The sequence below is a fragment of the Clostridium neonatale genome, assembly GCF_001458595.1.
GTDB lineage: Bacteria > Bacillota > Clostridia > Clostridiales > Clostridiaceae > Clostridium > Clostridium neonatale.
The window spans coordinates 2,561,527-2,580,998 of sequence record NZ_LN890328.1; the positions used below are offsets into that span (position 1 = coordinate 2,561,527).

Here is a 19,472-nt window from a genome sequence, read left to right on the forward strand (position 1 = left end):
TAAATCATATATAGCTTTATATATTTTTTTAAAGTTTTTTTGATATAATTCTTACACAGAACACTCTTCCTGCAACCTTACTATATTCTTTTGATTTAAATTCTATCCTGATTATTGATTTTTCTTTAATTATCTCTTTAGGTATAGAATAAATAACATCTATCAAATAGCGAATATGGTCTATCTTCATCTAAGCTCTCTTCTGTTATAAGTACATTATCTGCATATATATCAAATTCTCTTTTCATTGTTGTGCCATCACAAAATTCTTCCCTATCACTTCCCCAATAAGTAACTAACAAATAATTTTCTTTATTTATATCTACTTTCATTTCATAAGAGCTGAAAGAAAATGTCCTAAAGAATGTCCACTAATTTGCTTAGACTCCCACCCTCCATACCTTGGCTTTTTAGGTTCTTTTCCTGCTGCTTCATAGCACGGAGCTAACAATCTATCTGAATCTAAATGCATTAAATATTCTTTTCCTTTTTTTTGAAGTTCTAAATATTCCATCTAATAATTGTATCTTTTCCATAATATCCTCCTGTGCTTTAACTTATAAAATTTCTTATACATAAAAGATATAGTGCACTATTTTAATTTTAAATTTCATTATTAATAACTTTTACAAATCAACTATATCATAGTAAAATATTGTTGTAAGTAGACTATATTAACAAAAGGTGGGTTATATTGACTAATGATATATTTAGAAGCTAATATAGATAAACCAATTTTATTTTCTATGTGTGGAAATTTTACATCTGATTCTAAATGGATTCATATGAAAAGAAATTTAACTGATTATGAAATAATTATTGTAAATAAAGGGACTGTTTATATACAACAAAATGATAGTAAATATGCAGCAAAAGAAGGGGATATCCTTCTTTTCACTCCTGACTCTATTCAAAAAGGATATGATTATTCTTCTAAAGGAACAAGCTTTTACTGGCTTCATTTTTCATGCCTCAGTACCTATAATATGATTTCTAAAAGTGAAGCTATAAATCACATATCTTTATATAATAACAATCCTTATTATTCTGGTTTATATAATAGCATTCCGATTCCAATATTCTCCAATAATTTGAATTTAGATAGAATAAATGTTTTATTTAGACAACTACTTCATTTATCTCAGTCTAAATATTATACAAAACAAAATGTAAATTACATACTCACATCTTTATTAATAGAAATTACAGAACAAGTTATTTTAAATTTTAGATTTACTGAAAAAGAAGATGTAACTGATAAAATTTCTGAGATTATCCAATGGATAAATATTCACCTTAAAAATAATATTTCTTTAAAAGATGTTGCTTACGAATTTAATTTTTCTAAAGAATATTTAGCTAGATATTTTAAAAAGAAAATGGGTATGAGCATGCAAGAATATATAAATTACCTTAGAATCTCTGAAGCAAAACAACTACTTTGTAAATCGGACTTAAAAATCAAAGAAATATCTACTTCATTAGGATTTGCAGATGATAAGTATTTTCTTAAACTATTTAAAAAATATGAGAATATAACGCCTAAACAATATAAAAATGCTTATAATAAAACTTTTATAAATAATATTTAATCTCTAAATCATCATATCTAATAAACATCTCAATATAAGAATATAAGAATATGCTTATTTTACGGGAATTAGAAGGAATTATTATAAAGGAAACACCTACCATATACATTCGTGGGTGTAAGCGATTCGCACCAAATACAAGATTTGGGCTCTCTGCTTAAGAATTTGCTTATTTTATGGGTGCTTGATAGATATATGATATATTTAAATTATTATTTTTTAATATCAAATACCCCTAATTTTCAGATATGCATCTAAAAAATCAGGGGTTATAGAAATAGAATTACTAGTTTAGATTTTATTTTTAAGACAATCTATTTTTAAAATCTTCATACCCAAATTTTTTAATTACCTCTAAACCATTTTCTTCACTATACTTAACAATAGCTGGAAGGTTTACTCCATTGAAAGTATTATTCTTAACCATGGAATAAATGGCCATGTCACAAAATATAAGTTTATCTCCAATTTTTAAAGGCTCTTTAAATGAGTAGTCACCTATTATATCTCCAGCTAAACAAGTTGGTCCACCAAATCTATATGTATATTCATATTCATTTGGCATTCCTGAATCAATAATATATGGTCTATAAGGCATTGCAAGCACATCCGGCATATGACATTCAGCTGATGTATCTAATATTGCTATATTCATGCCATTCTTCATTATATCTAAAACTGTAGATACAAGAAATCCTGCATTTAGTGCTATTGCTTCACCTGGCTCTAAATAAACATCCACATTGTACTTATTTTTAATATATAAAATTGAATCTATTAATTTCTCCAACTCATATCCCTCTCTTGTAATATGATGCCCACCACCAAAGTTTATCCATTTAACTTTTTCTATATATTTTCCAAACTTCTCATCAACAACTTTAATTGTACGTTCTAAAACATCTGCCCCTTGTTCACACATTGTATGAAAATGTAATCCATCAATTCCTTCAAATTCATCTTCTTCAAAGTTTTCTAAAGTAACTCCCATCCTTGAATTCTCAAAACACGGATTATATATATCAGTTTCAATTTCTGAATATTCTGGGTTTATTCTAATACCGCATTCTATTTTCTTATCTTTATGATTCTTAACTTTATCTCTATATAGCTTCCATTGATTAAATGAATTAAATATTATATGATCGCTATATTTCATAATTTCATTAAACTCATCCATTCTATAAGCTGGTGAAAAAATATGTACTTCTTTTCCCATTTCCTCATATCCAAGTCGTGCTTCAAATAATGAGCTTGATGTTACTCCATTTAAATACTTTCCTATTAACGGAAATGTAGAAAACATAGAAAATGCTTTTGTTGCCAAAATAATTTTAGCTCCACTTTCTTTTTGAACACAGTCTAATATCTTTAGATTTTTTTCTAATAATCTTTCATCAACTAAATAGCAAGGTGATGGCAGCATAGTTACATCTATATCTTTCATATTATTATCCTTTCATCATAATATATTTATTTTCATATAGATATGTTTTAATAAAATGTTGTTACTATACGATTATATACAATTTTTCTCTATAGAAATCTGATTTATATATATCTTAAATTAATATAACAACATTTATTTAAAACATCCTTATATGATAAATCAATTTACAATCTTTCCTTTTACTAAAATATATTAAAAATGATGAAGAAAGTTATTCCTCATCATTTTTAGTTCTTATGCAATAATTCTTATTTTAGTAATGTTGGATTAAAATCTTCTACCCAAGGTAATCCCCATTTATTTAATTCTTCCATGAATGGATCTGGATCAAATTCTTCTATATTATGAACTCCCGGCTTATTCCATAATCCTTTTAAAATCATACTTGCCCCAATCATAGCTGGAACCCCTGTTGTATAAGAAATTGCTTGTGATCCTACTTCTTTATAGCATTCCTGATGATCACACACATTGTAAACATAATAAGTTCTTGGCTTTCCATCCTTTATTCCTTGGAATATGCATCCTATGTTAGTTTTTCCTTTAGTTCTTGGACCAAGTGATGCTGGATCTGGTAAAATAGCTTTTAAGAATTGAAGTGGAACTATTTGTTTTCCTTCATATTCAATTGGTTCTATTGAAGTCATCCCAACATTTTCAAGAACTCTTAAGTGAGTTAAATATTTTTCTGAAAATGTCATCCAGAATCTTATTCTTTTAATGCCTTTAATATTAAGACCTAATGATTCTAATTCTTCATGATGTAATAAATAGATATCTTTTGGTCCTATTTGTGGTAAATCATATACTTCTTTTAATTCAAGTGGTTCTGTTTCAATCCATTCACCATTTTCCCAATAACTACCCTTAGCAGTTATTTCTCTAATGTTTATTTCTGGATTAAAATTAGTTGCAAATGGATATCCATGATCTCCAGCATTAGCATCTACTATATCTATATAGTGAATTTCATCAAAGTAATGCTTTTGAGCGTATGCACTAAATACTCCTGTAACCCCTGGATCAAATCCACTTCCAAGAAGTGCTGTAATACCAGCTTTTTTAAATTTTTCTCTATAAGCCCATTGCCACTTATATTCGAATTTAGCTGTATCAAGTGGTTCATAGTTAGCTGTATCAACATAGTGTGTCTTAGTCGCTAAACATGCATCCATTATTGTTAAATCTTGATACGGTAATGCTAAGTTTATAACAACATCTGGTTTAAAATCTTCAATAAGTGCTATAAGTTCATCTACATTATCAGCATCAACTTTAGCTGTTTGGATCTTTGTCTTTCCACCTTGTAACTTTTCCTTTAAAGCATCACATTTTGATAAAGTTCTGCTTGCTATACAGATTTCTTCAAATACCTCTGAATTTTGACAACATTTATGAATTGCAACACTAGCAACTCCACCTGCTCCAATTATTAAAGCTCTTCCCATTTTTCATTCCTCCAATTTTACAGTTAACAGTTAACAGTTGACAGCTGACAGTTATACCAATTCATTTATTTACATATAATATTAACTATCTTCTATCACTTGTAGACTATACAAACTGAGTAATATTTATTTAATTTTTTATTTTTCTACTTTTAAAAGTTCTTTCACATAAGTAGGTAATGCAAAGCATCCAACATGTATATCTGTATTGTAATATTTAGTCTTAATATCAAGCTTTTCCCAGACTTCTGCATCTAAGTCTTTTATAGGATCGTATTTTTTAGAAGCAAATCCAAATAACCAATGTCCTGATGGATAAGTTGGTATATGTGCTTGATATACTTTGTGTATTTTAAATAAACCATAAATTTTTTCATGTGCATCCTGCATGGATTTTGCGTAATAATCATAATATGGACTTTCGTGTTGGTTAACTAATATGCCATCTTCAGTAAGTGCTTTGTAGCAATTGCCATAAAATTCTTTAGTAAACAGTCCTTCTCCTGGACCAAATGGGTCTGTAGAATCTACTATTATTAAGTCATACTCATTTTCTTTATTGCGTACAAACTTTAATCCATCTTCATAAAAAATATTTACTCTTTCATCCTCAAGTTTACATGCAGTCTGTTGTAAATACTCCTTACATACCTCTACTACTCTTCTATCTATTTCAACCATGTCTATTTTTTCTACAGATGAATATCTTGTTAATTCTCTTATTGTTCCACCATCACCGGCTCCAATAACTAATACATTTTTTATATTAGGATTAGTAGCCATCGGAACATGCACTATCATATCATGATAAATAAATTCATCTTTTTCTGTCACCATCATAAGTCCGTCTAAAGTAAATATTCTTCCAAACTCCTTTGATTCCAATATATCTATTCTTTGAAATTCTGTTTCTTCTGAATATAGCGCTTTATCTATTTTAATCGAAAGCTTAACATTGTCTGTGTGCTTTTCTGTATACCATAATTCCACCTTCTATCCCTCCACTACATTAATGTTCTCAATTTTAGAGTCTTCTGTTCCAGTTAAAAAGCACCCTTTTTCTTTTGCATAACTTATATAATCTAAAATTTCCCGGGTAATTTTTTCACCTGGAGCAAGTATAGGAATTCCTGGCGGATAACACATCACAAACTCAGCACAAATCTTCCCATCACTTTCTTCCATTGGCATTGATCTTTTAGATGAATAAAATGCCTCTTGGGGAGTAAGTACAACTTCTGGATTTATATACTCATGATCAAACATTCCTGCTTTATCTTTTGAATGTAGTCTTTTTATTTCTGATAAAGCTGAAATTAATCTTTCTATTGTAAGCTCCCTATCTCCAACTGATATTATTGCTAATATATTAGCAATATCTCCAAATTCAATTTGTATTCCATATTCATCTCTTAATAAATCATAAACTTCTATACCTGCAAGTCCAGTATCTCTAGTGAATATAGATAACTTCGTTCTATCAAAATCAAAAACTTCATCTCCATCTATAAGCTCTTCTGAAAAAGCATAATAACCACCTATTTTATTAATTTCTTCCCTTGCATATTCAGCCATTTTCTTAACTTTACAAAATATTTCTTTACCATGTAAAACTAGATCTCTTCTTGCCAAATCTAATGAAGACATTAATAAATATGATCCACTTGTTGTCTGTGTTAAATTAATAATCTGCCTTACATACCCTTGGTTTAAATCGCAATTTAAAAGTAAGAACGAGCTTTGTGTTAATGAGCCTCCAGTTTTATGCATGCTTACTGCTGCTAAATCAGCTCCAGCTTCTGTGGCAGAAATCGGCATATTATCTCCAAAATAGAAGTGTGTTCCATGAGCTTCATCAACTAAAACATACATACCATGTTCATGCGCTATTTTAGTTATTTCTTTTAAGTTTGAACATATTCCATAGTACGTCGGATTATTTACCAATACAGCTTTCGCATCTGGATTTTCAATAATAGCTCTTTTAACATCTTCAACTGACATTCCGAGAGGTATTCCGAGTTTTTTATTTACTCCTGGATTTATATAAACTGGAATTGCTCCACTTATTATCAATGCATTAATGGCACTTCTATGTACATTACGTGGCATTATAATCTTTTCATCTTTTTTGCATACGCTCATAACCATTGCTTGTACAGCTGATGTTGTTCCATTAACCATAAAAAATGCATGCTTAGCATTAAATGCATCTGCTGCTAATTTTTCTGCTTCTTTTATAACTGATACAGGATGACAAAGATTGTCAAGTGGCTTCATTGAATTTACGTCAACAGAAAGACACTGTTCTCCCAAAAATTCCTTAAGCATAGGATTTCCACGACCTTGCTTATGTCCCGGAACATCAAAAGGAACTACCCTCGCCTTTTTATATCTCATTAAAGCCTCATAAATAGGTGCTTTTGAATGAATATCCTTATTTTTTAAATTCATAATGCTTGTCCCCCAAAAATCAATATATATTAGTTCCACTAAATATTTCTATCATCTCTTTACGTAGGTTATGTTCAATCTCAAGCCTTTCTTTAGGCTTTATCTCATAAACATCTCTATTAAAAAGATAATTTTGAAGTTCTATTTCTTTAATTAGCATTTTAGTGTGAAATATATTTGATTGATATACATTTATATCCAAGGCATCATACTTTTCTAAAGTTTTTTCATCAATATAATCTTGAATTGATGTTATCTTATGATCTATAAATAATTTTTTTCCATCTACATCTCGTGTAAATCCCCTAACGCGATAATCTATAGTTATAATATCAGAATCAAAACTTCCAATAAGATAATTTAATGCATTTAAAGGAGATACCTCTCCACATGTAGATACATCAATATCAACACGAAAAGTTGCAATAGAATTATCAGGATGATATTCCGGATAAGTATGAACAGTTACATGACTCTTATCTAGATGTCCCACAACACTATCTCTTGTTTTTAAAATATCTATCTCACCACGATTACAAGATGGATCTATCTCTTTCACCGCCAATGTTTCTTCTGAAATTAAAATTGTTACACTTGCTCCTTGAGGATCATAGTCTTGTTTAGAAATATTTAATATATGTGCACCAATTGTTTTGGTTACATCACATAATATTTTTGTAAGTCTTTCTGAATTGTACTGTTCGTCAATATATGCAATATAATCTTTTTGTTCTCGTTCACTTTTTGCATAACAAACATCATAAATATTAAAACTAAGAGTTTTAGTTAGATTATTAAAGCCGTATAACTTCAACTTATTTTCCAACCCTAACATCACAGCCTTTCTTAATAATAAAAATAATTGCTATTTAAATAATTTTTAAATTTTAATTTTTATATTCATATATATAGATACTATTAAAGCCTTTAATATTGCCATCTAGTACATAATAATATTTTTTAGGTTTTCTTAAAAAATATTATTTTTTTATATCTTTTCTTAGTAATACTTAACTATCAGTTTAGTTTTCCTTAATTTTATTAATAACATTTTACATTGTACTATATTTTTACTTAAAATTCCACTAAAAAAATAAATATTTTATAAATTTTCAAAAAAAAAATTAACTGCTATGGAAGTTTTAAAGTCTATTTAACTTCTATGACAGCTAATTTTTTGTTATTAAATCAAATTTTAAGAGTATGCATTACTGTTTCAATTTCATGGCTTTTTCTCTTACAAATTTATTATATTCTTCTATAGTGAATAATTCAGGTTCTCTCACTTCTTCTAACATATGAGAAGCCTCTGCATCTGAATTGCTAAAAGCTAATACTGATTTATAGGTTTCAATAGCTTTATTATAATCTCTGTGCTCTTCTCTAGGTACATAAGCTCCCATATGCCATCTTATCATCAAACATTCTTCTAATGATAATTTAACAAATTGTTGCAATAATATTACACTTTTTTCTCCATGTCCTAATGGAATTTTTTCATCTATTTCATAGGATGCATATCCTATCCATTTTCCTGTAACTTCATCTTTTTTCAATCTCATAGTCTTTTCGTAAATATTACATTTGCATAAATCGTGTAAATATCCTGTTAAATATATGGTATCATCGCTTAATCCTAATTTATATTGCTCATTTTTCTGTAACATTAACTCAACCACATTATGAGAATGTACTGCTAAGCCTCCATCAAAATTTGAATGAAATTTTGTTGATGCTGGTGCTGTAAAATAGTCTGTTCTTTCTAAAAGATAATTAATCAGCTCTTCAATACCATCTCTTTTTATACTTCTTAATCTATCTAAAATAGTATCTTGTAGCTTCCTCATATCTTCCTTTTCTTTTTCTTTTGTTAATCTTTTTAAGTCGCTTAAATCGCTCATTGCAAATCTCCAATCTTAAAACTTTATTTTAGATAATTAAATATTTAAATATATTATATAACTTTCTTCTTAAATCTTCACAATAAATATTTTAACATAAGAACTACATTTCTGTTAGATAATATACAATTATTAATTTTATTTATACCTATATATAAATAAAAAATGAGTAGATATAGTTTAATCTACTCATTGTATAAATATTATTCATTAATAATCGGAAGAGAACTTAAATTATTGTTTTCATTTTGATCTGGCAAACTTCTTAAATACTCCTCTCCATTTCTGCTACTTACAGATACTCCTGATAAAGCATTGTTTTTAGCCAATTCAACAGCATTCTCTTTTGATATTCTCTTTCCATTTGAAAGTTCATATCCTGTAACTGTACCATCCTTTTTTATTAGTGCAGTTATTTCTTTTTTATCTGTGTGAGTTTTTAAATCATCGTTATTAAGATTTATAGTAGGATTACTATAGGTAACATCGCTATTAGCTGTAGAAATGTCAGTATTTGAAGTAAGAGGCAATCCACTTATGGCCATATTAGTATCATTTTCCATTAATAACACCACCTTATTCTTCTAACTTAATATCAACATTATCTTTCCCAATAGTAATACTTTAATACCGATATTTTTTATAGTTCTATTTCATATTTTTTTAAATTTTCTTCAAGTGTATCAATATCTTTTAAATGTATACCATATAATCCGCTTTCCGTTGCTCCATCTACATTTATCTTTGTATCATCTATAAATATGCATTCTTTAGGATTCAAATTATATTTCTTTATTATTCTTTCATAAATCTCACATTCTGGCTTTAAAATTTTTTCTTCATATGAAACTACTCCTCCATCAAACTTCTTGAAAAAATCATATTTCTGAGTTACATATTTAAAAGCCAAATCGTGAAAATTTGACAAGTAATATATTTTATATTTTTTTTCTTTTAAGGCTTCTAAAATTCTAATATTTTTTTCTATTGGAGTTAACATATCATACCAGTTTTCAAAGGCCATGTTTATATATTCCTTATACTCTATATTTCTATCAATTATATTAGCTTTTGCTTCTTCTTCAGTAATTGTTCCTCTATCTAGTGAAATCCATTCTTCGCTTTGAAATATACCTTTATATATTATTTCAATCTTTTCTAGCGGTATTTTTGACCCCAAGTACTTTTTAGCTTCAAAATTTAGCAAAACATTTCCTAGATCAAATATAATATTTTTAATCATAATTATCATCCCCCAGAACTTTTAAAGTATCTTTCCTAATTATGATTATACACTAAACAAGACTCAGTTCAACTTATCTTGATTTCTATAACTTCTATACAATTTTTTTATTTCCTTATCTTCATTATATATTGTAAATGGCCACATTCTAGTTTCTTTTTTACATTTAATCCACTCAATTTTTAAATATATTTGTATTACTTCATCTAATTCTTCTTGAATAAATTCTAATTCATTTTCATATCTTTGTAATATCTCATTACTATTAGTTTTAATATTTTTTATAGTATTTGTATCATATATTTCCTTAATCTCATGTTTTAATTGCAATATATCTAATTCATCTATATTTTGCTTTTTACCACCTAACTTTATCAGCTCTTTTAAAAAACATTTTTCATTTATAATTTCTAAAATAATATAAAACTTTTCTAAAATATTATTATCATCAACATTATCAAGCTCATCTTTATAATAGTTTAATAATAGATAATTATTTATTATTGATTTTATTTCTTCTATATTATTCATTACTTTTCTATCTAGCTTCTTAGAAAAATTCAAATGCATTTTTATTAGTGCGATACTCCTCTCTAATTCACACCTAAAGTTCATTTTATCTCTAATATCCCTACTTATTATGTATAAATTAGTTACATTACTGAGTTCTTTTAACTTTGATATATGATTTTTTAATTCATCAAGCCAAGTTACTCTATACTTTGTTATATTGTTTATATACATACTTTTCTTATTTTGAAATAAGTTCAAAATGCTTGTAAATAAGGTTATTATCATACCTAAAAATGTAACTATATCAATAGTTTGTATTTCTACTTTTCCTATTTTCATGACATTCTCCAAATTTAATAATAATTTTTATTATTTCTTAAATTCGTTTTTATTATACCCAATAGGTAATTTACAAAATTTTATAAAAAATTTATATATTTTTTTACAAAATATTCTCACATACTTTAATTCCATTTTATTACATTCTTATTTCATATCATTTACATTTTTCTATGACATTAATTAATTAAGATATATTTTTGATTTAATTGGTAATTTTATTGTAATTAAAGTTTAATAAATACTTTTCATATGCTATTTGTTTATGAAATTTTTACACAAATTGACAACATGGTATTAGTTTTATAAAATCTATTTAACCTTTAACTTTAAGTATTCTTAAATAATATAGAGAGGGGCTATCATTATGAATATGCCAAAAAAACGTACATCAAATAATAATTTAAAATTGAAATCAAAAATAAATTCATTAAAATCCAATAAGAATACTAAAAAAGATAAAATAAAAAAACGTAAAATATTTTCCATAAATAAAAATTCAATAAGCTTTAAAGTTCTTTTTAAAGTACTTCCTATTGTTTTAATTACTATAATCATATTAACAGTTTGCACATCTCTTCTCAGCCGAAAAGCCATTTATAATACCAGTAGTACATTGCTAGCTCAGATTAGCCAGCTTGCTTCTCAAGACATCAATAATATTATGGAAGAAAAAATAAAATCTGTAGAAAGCCTAGCACATAATCCACTAATTATGAATCCTTCTACTCCATTAAAAGAGAAATTAGATATTTTAAAAGGAGAAAAGGATTATCAGCAACATTGTGATATTGGATATGCATCTTTAGATGGAATTTTAACACTAAGTGATGGTTCTATACTAGATATAAGCAATTATGATTTTTTCACTGCTGCTAAAAATAAAAGTTCATTTATTTCAGAGCCATCTGTACTTCCAATAAAAGATTTTCCTTTAATTGCAATATCAGTTCCAGTTATGGATGGAAATAACATAGTAGGTATATTAGTAGCCTTCAGATATGGAAATGATTTATCAAACATAAGCAGAAAAATATCTTTTTTAAATTCTGGAGAATCTTTTGTAATCAATTCTTCTGGAAAATTAATTGCTCATAATGTTAATTACTATGTTAATAGTGGTGTGAATCTAAAAGAAATAGTAGATAGTGAGTCCAAACCTTCTATTGATACTCTTATATCTAATTTAGCTTCTAATAATTCAGGTTCTTTAGAAATAACCAAAAGCGGTAAATCAACTACTCTTTCTTATGCTAAAGTTCCTACTACAGGATGGTTCATTATTATAACTGTAGAAAATAATGATTTATTTGCAGCAATGAATCCTCTTACTTTAACTAACATAGTTATTGGTTCAATTGCTTTGATAATAATTTCTATAATTTTAATCATAAGTATATCTAAAGTTTCTAAAGAAATTCTTTATGTGGTTAAAATTATGAAAGAATTTGCTCTAGGTAAATTTACTTACAAAATAGATGAAAAACATTTAAAGGATAAATCTGAAACTGGTATGATGTGTAATTCACTTGCTTCTATCCAAAACTCATTTAGAAAAAGTATGACAGATATAAAAAACAATTCTTCAATATTAAATGAGCAGTCCACAAACCTATCATCTGTTTCTGAAGAATTATCTTCATTAATAGAAAATGTAACTAAAGCTATTGGAGATATATCTGAAGGTACTTTAAGTCAAACATCGAGTCTGACAGAAAGCACATCAAGCTTAGAGAAATTTGGTGAAAAAATTTCCAATATGACTAATGATGTTAATGATGTTACCATAACATCTTCTAACATTGGTGATCATGCTAAAAAGAGTAATTCAGATCTAGAAGAATTGATGAATTCAATTAATATATTAAATACAAATTTTTCAGATTTTTCAAACTTATTAAATGTAATGTCACAAGATATTAGAAAAGTTAATGAAATGACAGACCTAATAAATGATATTGCTGAACAAACTAATCTTTTAGCTTTAAATGCTGCGATTGAAGCAGCACGAGCTGGGGAATCTGGAAATGGATTTGCAGTTGTTGCAGATGAAATACGAAAACTAGCTGAAATCAGTAAATCCTCAGCTCAAAAGATATATGATATTGTATCAAATGTATTAAAAAATGCAGATAATATTGTTGTTAGTACCTCAAATATAACAAATGATGTTAACACTCAAACTTTAGTCGTTAATAGTACCATAACAGCATTTAAGGATATTTCAAATTCAGTTGAAAATATGGTTCCTAAAATGTATTCAATTGCTAAAGATTTTGTACAACTAGATAAAGAAAAAGATTTACTTGTAAGTAGTATCTCTAATATTTCAGTAGCTTCAGAACAAATCTCTGCTACTACTGAAGAAATATACGCTTCTTCTCAAGAATTAAGCTCTGCAAGTAATCAAGTATCAAACTCTGCTCAAAAGGTTAATGGACTCTCTGATGATCTATATGATAGTTTTAAACAATTTGAACTTTAATTAAAAAGATACCTTTGCAAAACGAAATGCCCCGTTAAGTAGACACAGTAAAAGTGCTATTCAAAATCTATTTAACAAAGCTCATTTCAAAATGCCAGGTGTCTTTTTAATATTATCTAATTGTAAAATTTACATTCAGTTTCTAACCTCCTTTCATTATAAATATTTTGAATTATAAATATTTATAAATTTATGTACCATTTTATAGAAATTGAAATAGACTATAGTAAAAGCACTATTGAAAGAATGGGGTGATTATATGAATCCTTTAATAAATATGCTACTTGGATCTCTTTTGGGTGGTATGGGCAACAATAACATGATGGGTGGAAATCCTCTTCTAAACATGCTTATGGGAAACATGGGTGGCGGCATGAATAATAATATGATGAACGGGAATCCGCTAATGAATATGTTCATGGGGAATCAGCCAAATAATCAAATGGGAAACATGAATAATGGTATGAACAATATGAATAATAGCATGAATAACATGAATAATGGTATGAATAATATTCCTAACAATAATATGGGAATGAATCCCCTTTTAAGTATGTTAATGGGCAATATGAATAGAGGCATGCCTAATAACAATACGAATAATAATATGATGAGCAATCAAAATATGATGAATAATCAAAACATGATGCGTAATAACATGATGAATAATCAAAATATGAATTCTCGTAGAGGAAGATAAATTATAATCTTTCATGTTAAAGCTGGTTTCTATTTTTTTAGGTACCAGCTTTAATATTTTGCTCAACATAATATTTATAGGTTTATTAGAAATCGCTTTCTATGTTTTTATATATCTTTTTATGGTTATTTTAAGGATATAACCATCATTTTCTTATGATAGAATAAAAAATTATAAAATTTTATATTTATATCTTTACTTTTTAATAGAAAGCGGTTACTATTATATTATAAAATAAAGTAAACGTTCTAAAGGGGGAATTGTCAATGGAAAATCTTAATAACTTGAAAGATCAGTTTAAAAAAATTTTTACTAAGGATTGTGAAAGCATATTCTTCTCACCTGGAAGGGTAAATTTGATTGGAGAACATACAGACTATAATGGTGGAAATGTTTTTCCTTGTGCTCTTACTATAGGTACTTACGGACTTGTTTCAAAAAGAGATGATAAAAAATGCTTAGTTTCATCTTTAAACTTTCAAGATTTAGGAGTTATTGAATTTGACTTAGATAATCTTATTAATGATAAATCTCATGATTGGGCTAATTATCCAAAAGGCGTAATAAAAACTTTTAAAGATCATAACTTTGTTGCCTCTCACGGTTTTGAAATTCTATTTTTCGGTAATATTCCAAACGGATCTGGACTTTCTTCTTCCGCTTCTATTGAAGTTTTAATGGGAACAATATTAAATGAATCATTTAACTTTAATATAGATATGGTAGATGTAGTGAAAATGTGTCAAGAAGCTGAAAATAAATTCATAGGAGTCAATTGTGGAATAATGGATCAATTCTCAATCGGTATGGGAAAAAAAGACTGTGCTATTCTTCTTGATTGCAACACTTTAAATTATACTTACAGCAAATTAAATATGGATGGATATAAAATAGTAATTGGTAATACTAACAAAAAACGTGGACTAGCTGATTCTAAATATAATGAAAGACGCAGCGAATGTGAAACTGCATTAAAAGAAATCCAAAAATATAAAAATATAAATTCACTTGGTGAACTTACAGAATCTGATTTTGAAGAAGTTAAATGCCATATTTCTGATCCTATAAAAGCAAAAAGAGCTAAGCATGCTGTATATGAAAATGCAAGAACCTTAAATGCTGTAAAAGCTTTAGAAAATAATAATTTAGTCTTATTCGGGAAATTAATGAATGAGTCACATATTTCATTAAGAGATGATTATGAAGTAACAGGTATAGAATTAGATACTCTTGTATCCTTAGCCTGGGAATGTGATGGTGTTGTTGGTTCTCGTATGACTGGTGCTGGTTTTGGTGGATGTACTGTAAGTATAGTTAAAGAAGATTGTGTAGATAAATTTATCTCATCAATTACTCCTAAATATACTGAAAAAATTGGATATGAACCAAGCTTTTATATTGTTAGTATTTCTGATGGAACTAGAAAATTATCATAATCATATCTATATAATATAGCCCATAATACTTTTAAATATATAATTAAGGATGCCTCAAATTGTTAGTAATATTTCTTTTGAGGCATCCACTTAACTGGAGTATAATAATAAACGAAATATTATTATTAATTAAAATAAAGAAATTATATAAATAATTAATATGGAGGAATGTTAATATGTCAATTTTAGTTTGTGGTGGTGCTGGATATATTGGTTCGCACACAGTTTATAAGCTTATAGAACAAGGAAAAGATGTTGTTATTATAGATAATTTACAAAGTGGTCATATAGGTGCTGTCCATCCAAAAGCAAAATTTTATAAGGGTGACATAAGAGATGCATCAATATTAGATAAAATCTTTACTGAAAACAAAATAGAATCTATTGTTCACTTTGCTGCAAATTCATTGGTTGGAGAAAGCATGGAAAAGCCTTTGCTTTATTTCAACAATAATGTTTATGGAATGCAGATATTACTTGAAAGCATGGTAAAACATAATATTAAGAATATAGTATTCTCTTCCACTGCTGCTGTATATGGTGAACCAAAAAGAGTTCCAATTCTTGAAGACGATGAAACAAATCCTGCTAATACTTATGGTGAAACAAAGCTTACTATGGAAAAAATGATGAAATGGTGTAATAAAGCTTATGGCATTAACTATGTTGCCCTTAGATATTTCAATGTAGCTGGTTCTTTAGGTGATGGAAGCATCGGTGAAGATCATAATCCTGAAACTCATCTAATTCCACTTATACTTCAAGTTCCACTAAAAAAGCGTGAATTTATAAGTGTATATGGAACTGACTACCCTACTCCAGATGGTACGTGTATACGTGACTATATCCATGTACTTGACCTTGCTGACGCTCATATTAAAGCTGTTGAATACTTAGAAGCTGGAAATGAAAGCAATATTTTCAATTTAGGAAATGGTGTAGGATTCAGTGTTAAAGAAATGATCGAAGCCGCTAAAGAAGCTACAGGTAAAGAAATTAAAGTTGTTTTAGGTGATAGAAGAGCTGGCGATCCTGCTCAATTAATAGCCTCAAGCGAAAAGGCAAATAAAATATTAGGATGGACTCCTAAGTTCACAGATGTTAAAGATATTATTAAAGATGCATGGGCATTTCACACTGCTCATCCTAACGGTTTCGAAGACTAGTTAATTGAAATAAATTCAAAAATTAAGAAAGAGGTTTTATTATGATTAATCATGAAATAAACAGACTAATAAATTTTGGATTGCAACAAGGGCTTATTTCTGAAGAAGATAAAATTTATACTTCAAATATGCTTATAGGATTATTAAAATTAAATGAGTTTGAAATCGAAGAAATAAATGAAACTTTAGATACTGCTACACCTATTTTAGAAAATATATTAAATTATGCTGTAGCAGAAAATATGATTGAAAATACAGTAACTGAAAGAGATTTATTAGATACAAATATAATGAACTGCTTAATGCCTAGACCTTCAGAAGTTATAAGTAAATTCAATAATTTATATACAAAATGCCCAAAAGATGCTACTGACTATTTCTATAAATTAAGCATAGCTTCAAATTATATAAGAAAAGATAGAATAGATAAAAATATTATTTGGAAAGCTTCTACTGAATATGGAGATTTAGATATAACAATAAATCTTTCCAAACCAGAAAAAGATCCAAAAGAAATAGCAAAAGCTAAATTATTTAAATCAACATCATATCCAAAGTGCTTATTATGCAAGGAAAATGAAGGCTTTTATGGTAATATGAATCATCCTGCAAGACAAACACATAGAATAATTCCTTTAAATCTTGGGCATGAGGAATATTTCTTACAATATTCACCTTATACTTATTATAACGAACATTGTATTATTTTTAATGGTGAACACATTCCAATGAAAATAGACAGAAAGGCATTTACAAATCTACTTAATTTCGTAGATATATTACCTCATTATTTTGCAGGTTCTAATGCTGATCTGCCTATAGTTGGAGGCTCAATCCTTTCACATGATCACTATCAAGGTGGAAGATATACCTTTGCAATGGAACTAGCCCCTACAGAAAAAGAATATAAAATACATGGATATGAAGACATAACTGTTGGAAGAGTAAAATGGCCAATGTCCGTTATTAGAATAAGTGGCAATAGCAAAGATAAGTTAATAAATTTAGCAGAACATATTTTATCTTCATGGAGAAAATATTCAGATGCTTCTGTTCATATACTGCATGAAACAAATGGCGAGCCTCACAACACAATAACGCCTATTGCAAGAAAAAGAGATGGTAGATATGAATTTGATTTAGTTCTAAGAAATAATAGAACTAGTAATGAATATCCTCTTGGAATATTCCATCCTCACAATGAAGTTCATCACATAAAAAAAGAAAACATAGGACTTATAGAAGTTATGGGACTTGCTGTTCTTCCTGCAAGATTAAAAGACGAACTTGGACTTTTAAAAGAATGTCTAATAAAAAAAGTAGAGGATATATCTGAAAATGAAGCTATAGCTAAGCATAGCGATTGGTATAAATATCTTTTAAATAAATATAACCATATAGATGAAAATAATGCTTATGGTATACTTCAAAAAGAAGTTGGAATCAAATTCTCAGAAGTATTAAATCATGCTGGTGTATTTAAAAGGGATACTGTTGGAATGTCTGCATTTGATAAGTTCGTAAATTCACTATAAGTTTATGTAGACAATCAACTCATATAAGTATATTATAATTTATTAGAAAACATTTTATAGAAAAGCCCTAAATGGGCTTTTCTTATGCAATTCTCAACTTAATAGAGTAGGTGATATTTATGAAAGTAACTATACAAGATGTAGCAAAAAAAGCAAATGTTTCAGTTGCAACTGTCTCTAGAGTAATGAACGGAAACTATCCTGTAAAAGCTGAAACTCGTGAATCAGTTTTAAAAGCTGTAGATGAATTGAACTATATTCCAAATATGCAAGCACGTGAACTTACTCAAAAGAAATCAACTACTATTGGAGTTGTTGTTCCAAGCATTAATAATATGTTCTTTCCAGAGGTCATAAATGGTATAGAAAATCATTTAAAGAAAAACTCTTTATCAATAATACTTACATGCACTGATAACAATCCTGATGAAGAAAAATCATGTATAAATAATTTAATTTCTAGGAATGTATCTGGAATAATTGTTATAGGACCTACATCCAGTACGATTAAATCTAAGTTTTATAATAATATCTCTAATAAAATTCCTTTGGTCTTCATAAATTCAGAATCTATAGATTCAAATATATCATACGTTTCTAATGATGAAGCATTTGGAGCTGAGACAGCCTTAAATTATCTTATAGATAATAAACATAAAGATATATTATTTGTTCGAGGAAAAGATACATATTCTTATAATATAAAAGAAAAGGCATATAAAGATGTAATGTCTAAATTAAATAACTTTAAATCAGAAAATATTATTAACATAGGCAATGGAAATAGTAGCGAAACTGTGGATAATACAGTTGATATATTATTAAATATATTACCTACAACTTCTGCAACCGCTGTATTTGCATGTAATGACCTTATGGCTCTTGGTGTACTTAATGCCTGTAAAAAATTAGGCAAAAGGGTTCCAGATGAAATATCCATAATAGGGTACGATAATATTCCTTTAAGTCAATTTGTTGAACCCAAGCTAACTACAATGGATCAAAACATGTTCCTTCTTGGAACTAACGCTGCTATTTTACTTCTTGAAAAAATTGAATGTGAAAATAAATATAGTAAAAGAATAATTTTAAATAATACTCTTGTAGAAAGAGAAACTGTAAAAAAATCTATTAAACTAAAATAAATGGAGCGCTCGCATTAGCGGATTAAAATTCGTTAGCGATAGCTCCTTTTTCTACTTTATATTTG

The 19,472-nt window shown here is 27.8% G+C and carries 18 protein-coding genes; 7 read left to right on the forward strand and 11 right to left on the reverse strand.

The window, feature by feature from the left end:
- Positions 1-137: 137 nt before the first annotated feature.
- A complete protein-coding gene (locus tag BN2920_RS18475) occupies positions 138-332 on the reverse strand; it encodes a hypothetical protein (protein ID WP_058296438.1) in 195 nt (64 codons plus the stop codon).
- A complete protein-coding gene (locus BN2920_RS18480) occupies positions 329-514 on the reverse strand; it encodes a beta-L-arabinofuranosidase domain-containing protein (protein ID WP_058296439.1) in 186 nt (61 codons plus the stop codon). Before BN2920_RS18480 ends, BN2920_RS18475 begins: the two co-directional genes overlap by 4 nt.
- A gap of 187 nt (positions 515-701) precedes the next feature.
- Here BN2920_RS18480 and BN2920_RS18485 point away from each other — a divergent pair, with 187 nt between their 5' ends.
- Positions 702-1,592 (forward strand): AraC family transcriptional regulator, encoded by an 891-nt coding sequence (locus BN2920_RS18485; protein ID WP_058296440.1) that lies wholly within the window; start codon positions 702-704, stop codon positions 1,590-1,592.
- A gap of 304 nt (positions 1,593-1,896) precedes the next feature.
- Here BN2920_RS18485 and nspC read toward each other — a convergent pair whose 3' ends face one another.
- The 9 genes from nspC to BN2920_RS18530 form a co-directional block, all read right to left on the reverse strand.
- Entirely contained in the window at positions 1,897-3,039 is a 1,143-nt protein-coding gene (nspC, locus tag BN2920_RS18490; RefSeq protein ID WP_058296441.1) for a carboxynorspermidine decarboxylase, read from the reverse strand.
- Between the two features lie 251 nt (positions 3,040-3,290).
- A complete protein-coding gene (locus BN2920_RS18495) occupies positions 3,291-4,490 on the reverse strand; it encodes a saccharopine dehydrogenase family protein (protein WP_058296442.1) in 1,200 nt (399 codons plus the stop codon).
- A 138-nt stretch (positions 4,491-4,628) separates the two neighbouring features.
- Complete coding sequence (gene speE, locus BN2920_RS18500; RefSeq protein ID WP_058296443.1) at positions 4,629-5,480, reverse strand: polyamine aminopropyltransferase; 852 nt, start codon at positions 5,478-5,480, stop codon at positions 4,629-4,631.
- A gap of 3 nt (positions 5,481-5,483) precedes the next feature.
- Positions 5,484-6,944 carry an aminotransferase class I/II-fold pyridoxal phosphate-dependent enzyme gene (locus BN2920_RS18505; RefSeq protein ID WP_058296444.1) on the reverse strand — a complete coding sequence of 487 codons (1,461 nt, stop codon included), beginning with the start codon at positions 6,942-6,944 and terminating at the stop codon, positions 5,484-5,486.
- 19 nt (positions 6,945-6,963) lie between these two features.
- On the reverse strand, positions 6,964-7,782 hold the full coding sequence (gene speD, locus BN2920_RS18510; protein ID WP_172437824.1) for an adenosylmethionine decarboxylase: 819 nt from the start codon (positions 7,780-7,782) through the stop codon (positions 6,964-6,966).
- A 370-nt stretch (positions 7,783-8,152) separates the two neighbouring features.
- The gene (locus BN2920_RS18515; RefSeq protein WP_058296446.1) at positions 8,153-8,845 is read right to left on the reverse strand and encodes a hypothetical protein; all 693 of its coding nucleotides are present in this window, start codon (positions 8,843-8,845) and stop codon (positions 8,153-8,155) included.
- Positions 8,846-9,048: 203 nt separating this feature from the next.
- Positions 9,049-9,408: a DUF3892 domain-containing protein gene (locus BN2920_RS18520; protein ID WP_058296447.1), complete on the reverse strand. Its 360-nt coding sequence runs from the start codon at positions 9,406-9,408 to the stop codon at positions 9,049-9,051.
- Between the two features lie 77 nt (positions 9,409-9,485).
- The gene (locus BN2920_RS18525) at positions 9,486-10,088 is read right to left on the reverse strand and encodes an HAD family hydrolase (protein WP_058296448.1); all 603 of its coding nucleotides are present in this window, start codon (positions 10,086-10,088) and stop codon (positions 9,486-9,488) included.
- A gap of 63 nt (positions 10,089-10,151) precedes the next feature.
- Complete coding sequence (locus BN2920_RS18530) at positions 10,152-10,940, reverse strand: hypothetical protein (protein WP_058296449.1); 789 nt, start codon at positions 10,938-10,940, stop codon at positions 10,152-10,154.
- Between the two features lie 367 nt (positions 10,941-11,307).
- Between BN2920_RS18530 and BN2920_RS18535 the strand changes: the two genes are divergently transcribed.
- From BN2920_RS18535 to BN2920_RS18560, 6 genes are all read left to right on the forward strand, one after another.
- Entirely contained in the window at positions 11,308-13,425 is a 2,118-nt protein-coding gene (locus BN2920_RS18535) for a methyl-accepting chemotaxis protein (RefSeq protein WP_242868428.1), read from the forward strand.
- A 259-nt stretch (positions 13,426-13,684) separates the two neighbouring features.
- Positions 13,685-14,125 (forward strand): hypothetical protein, encoded by a 441-nt coding sequence (locus BN2920_RS18540; RefSeq protein WP_058296450.1) that lies wholly within the window; start codon positions 13,685-13,687, stop codon positions 14,123-14,125.
- Positions 14,126-14,391: 266 nt separating this feature from the next.
- Entirely contained in the window at positions 14,392-15,561 is a 1,170-nt protein-coding gene (locus BN2920_RS18545) for a galactokinase (RefSeq protein WP_058296451.1), read from the forward strand.
- A gap of 176 nt (positions 15,562-15,737) precedes the next feature.
- Positions 15,738-16,727: a UDP-glucose 4-epimerase GalE gene (gene galE, locus BN2920_RS18550; protein WP_058296452.1), complete on the forward strand. Its 990-nt coding sequence runs from the start codon at positions 15,738-15,740 to the stop codon at positions 16,725-16,727.
- A gap of 41 nt (positions 16,728-16,768) precedes the next feature.
- Positions 16,769-18,262 (forward strand): UDP-glucose--hexose-1-phosphate uridylyltransferase, encoded by a 1,494-nt coding sequence (galT, locus tag BN2920_RS18555; RefSeq protein ID WP_058296453.1) that lies wholly within the window; start codon positions 16,769-16,771, stop codon positions 18,260-18,262.
- Positions 18,263-18,381: 119 nt separating this feature from the next.
- Positions 18,382-19,407 (forward strand): LacI family DNA-binding transcriptional regulator, encoded by a 1,026-nt coding sequence (locus BN2920_RS18560; protein ID WP_058296454.1) that lies wholly within the window; start codon positions 18,382-18,384, stop codon positions 19,405-19,407.
- Positions 19,408-19,472: the final 65 nt, after the last annotated feature.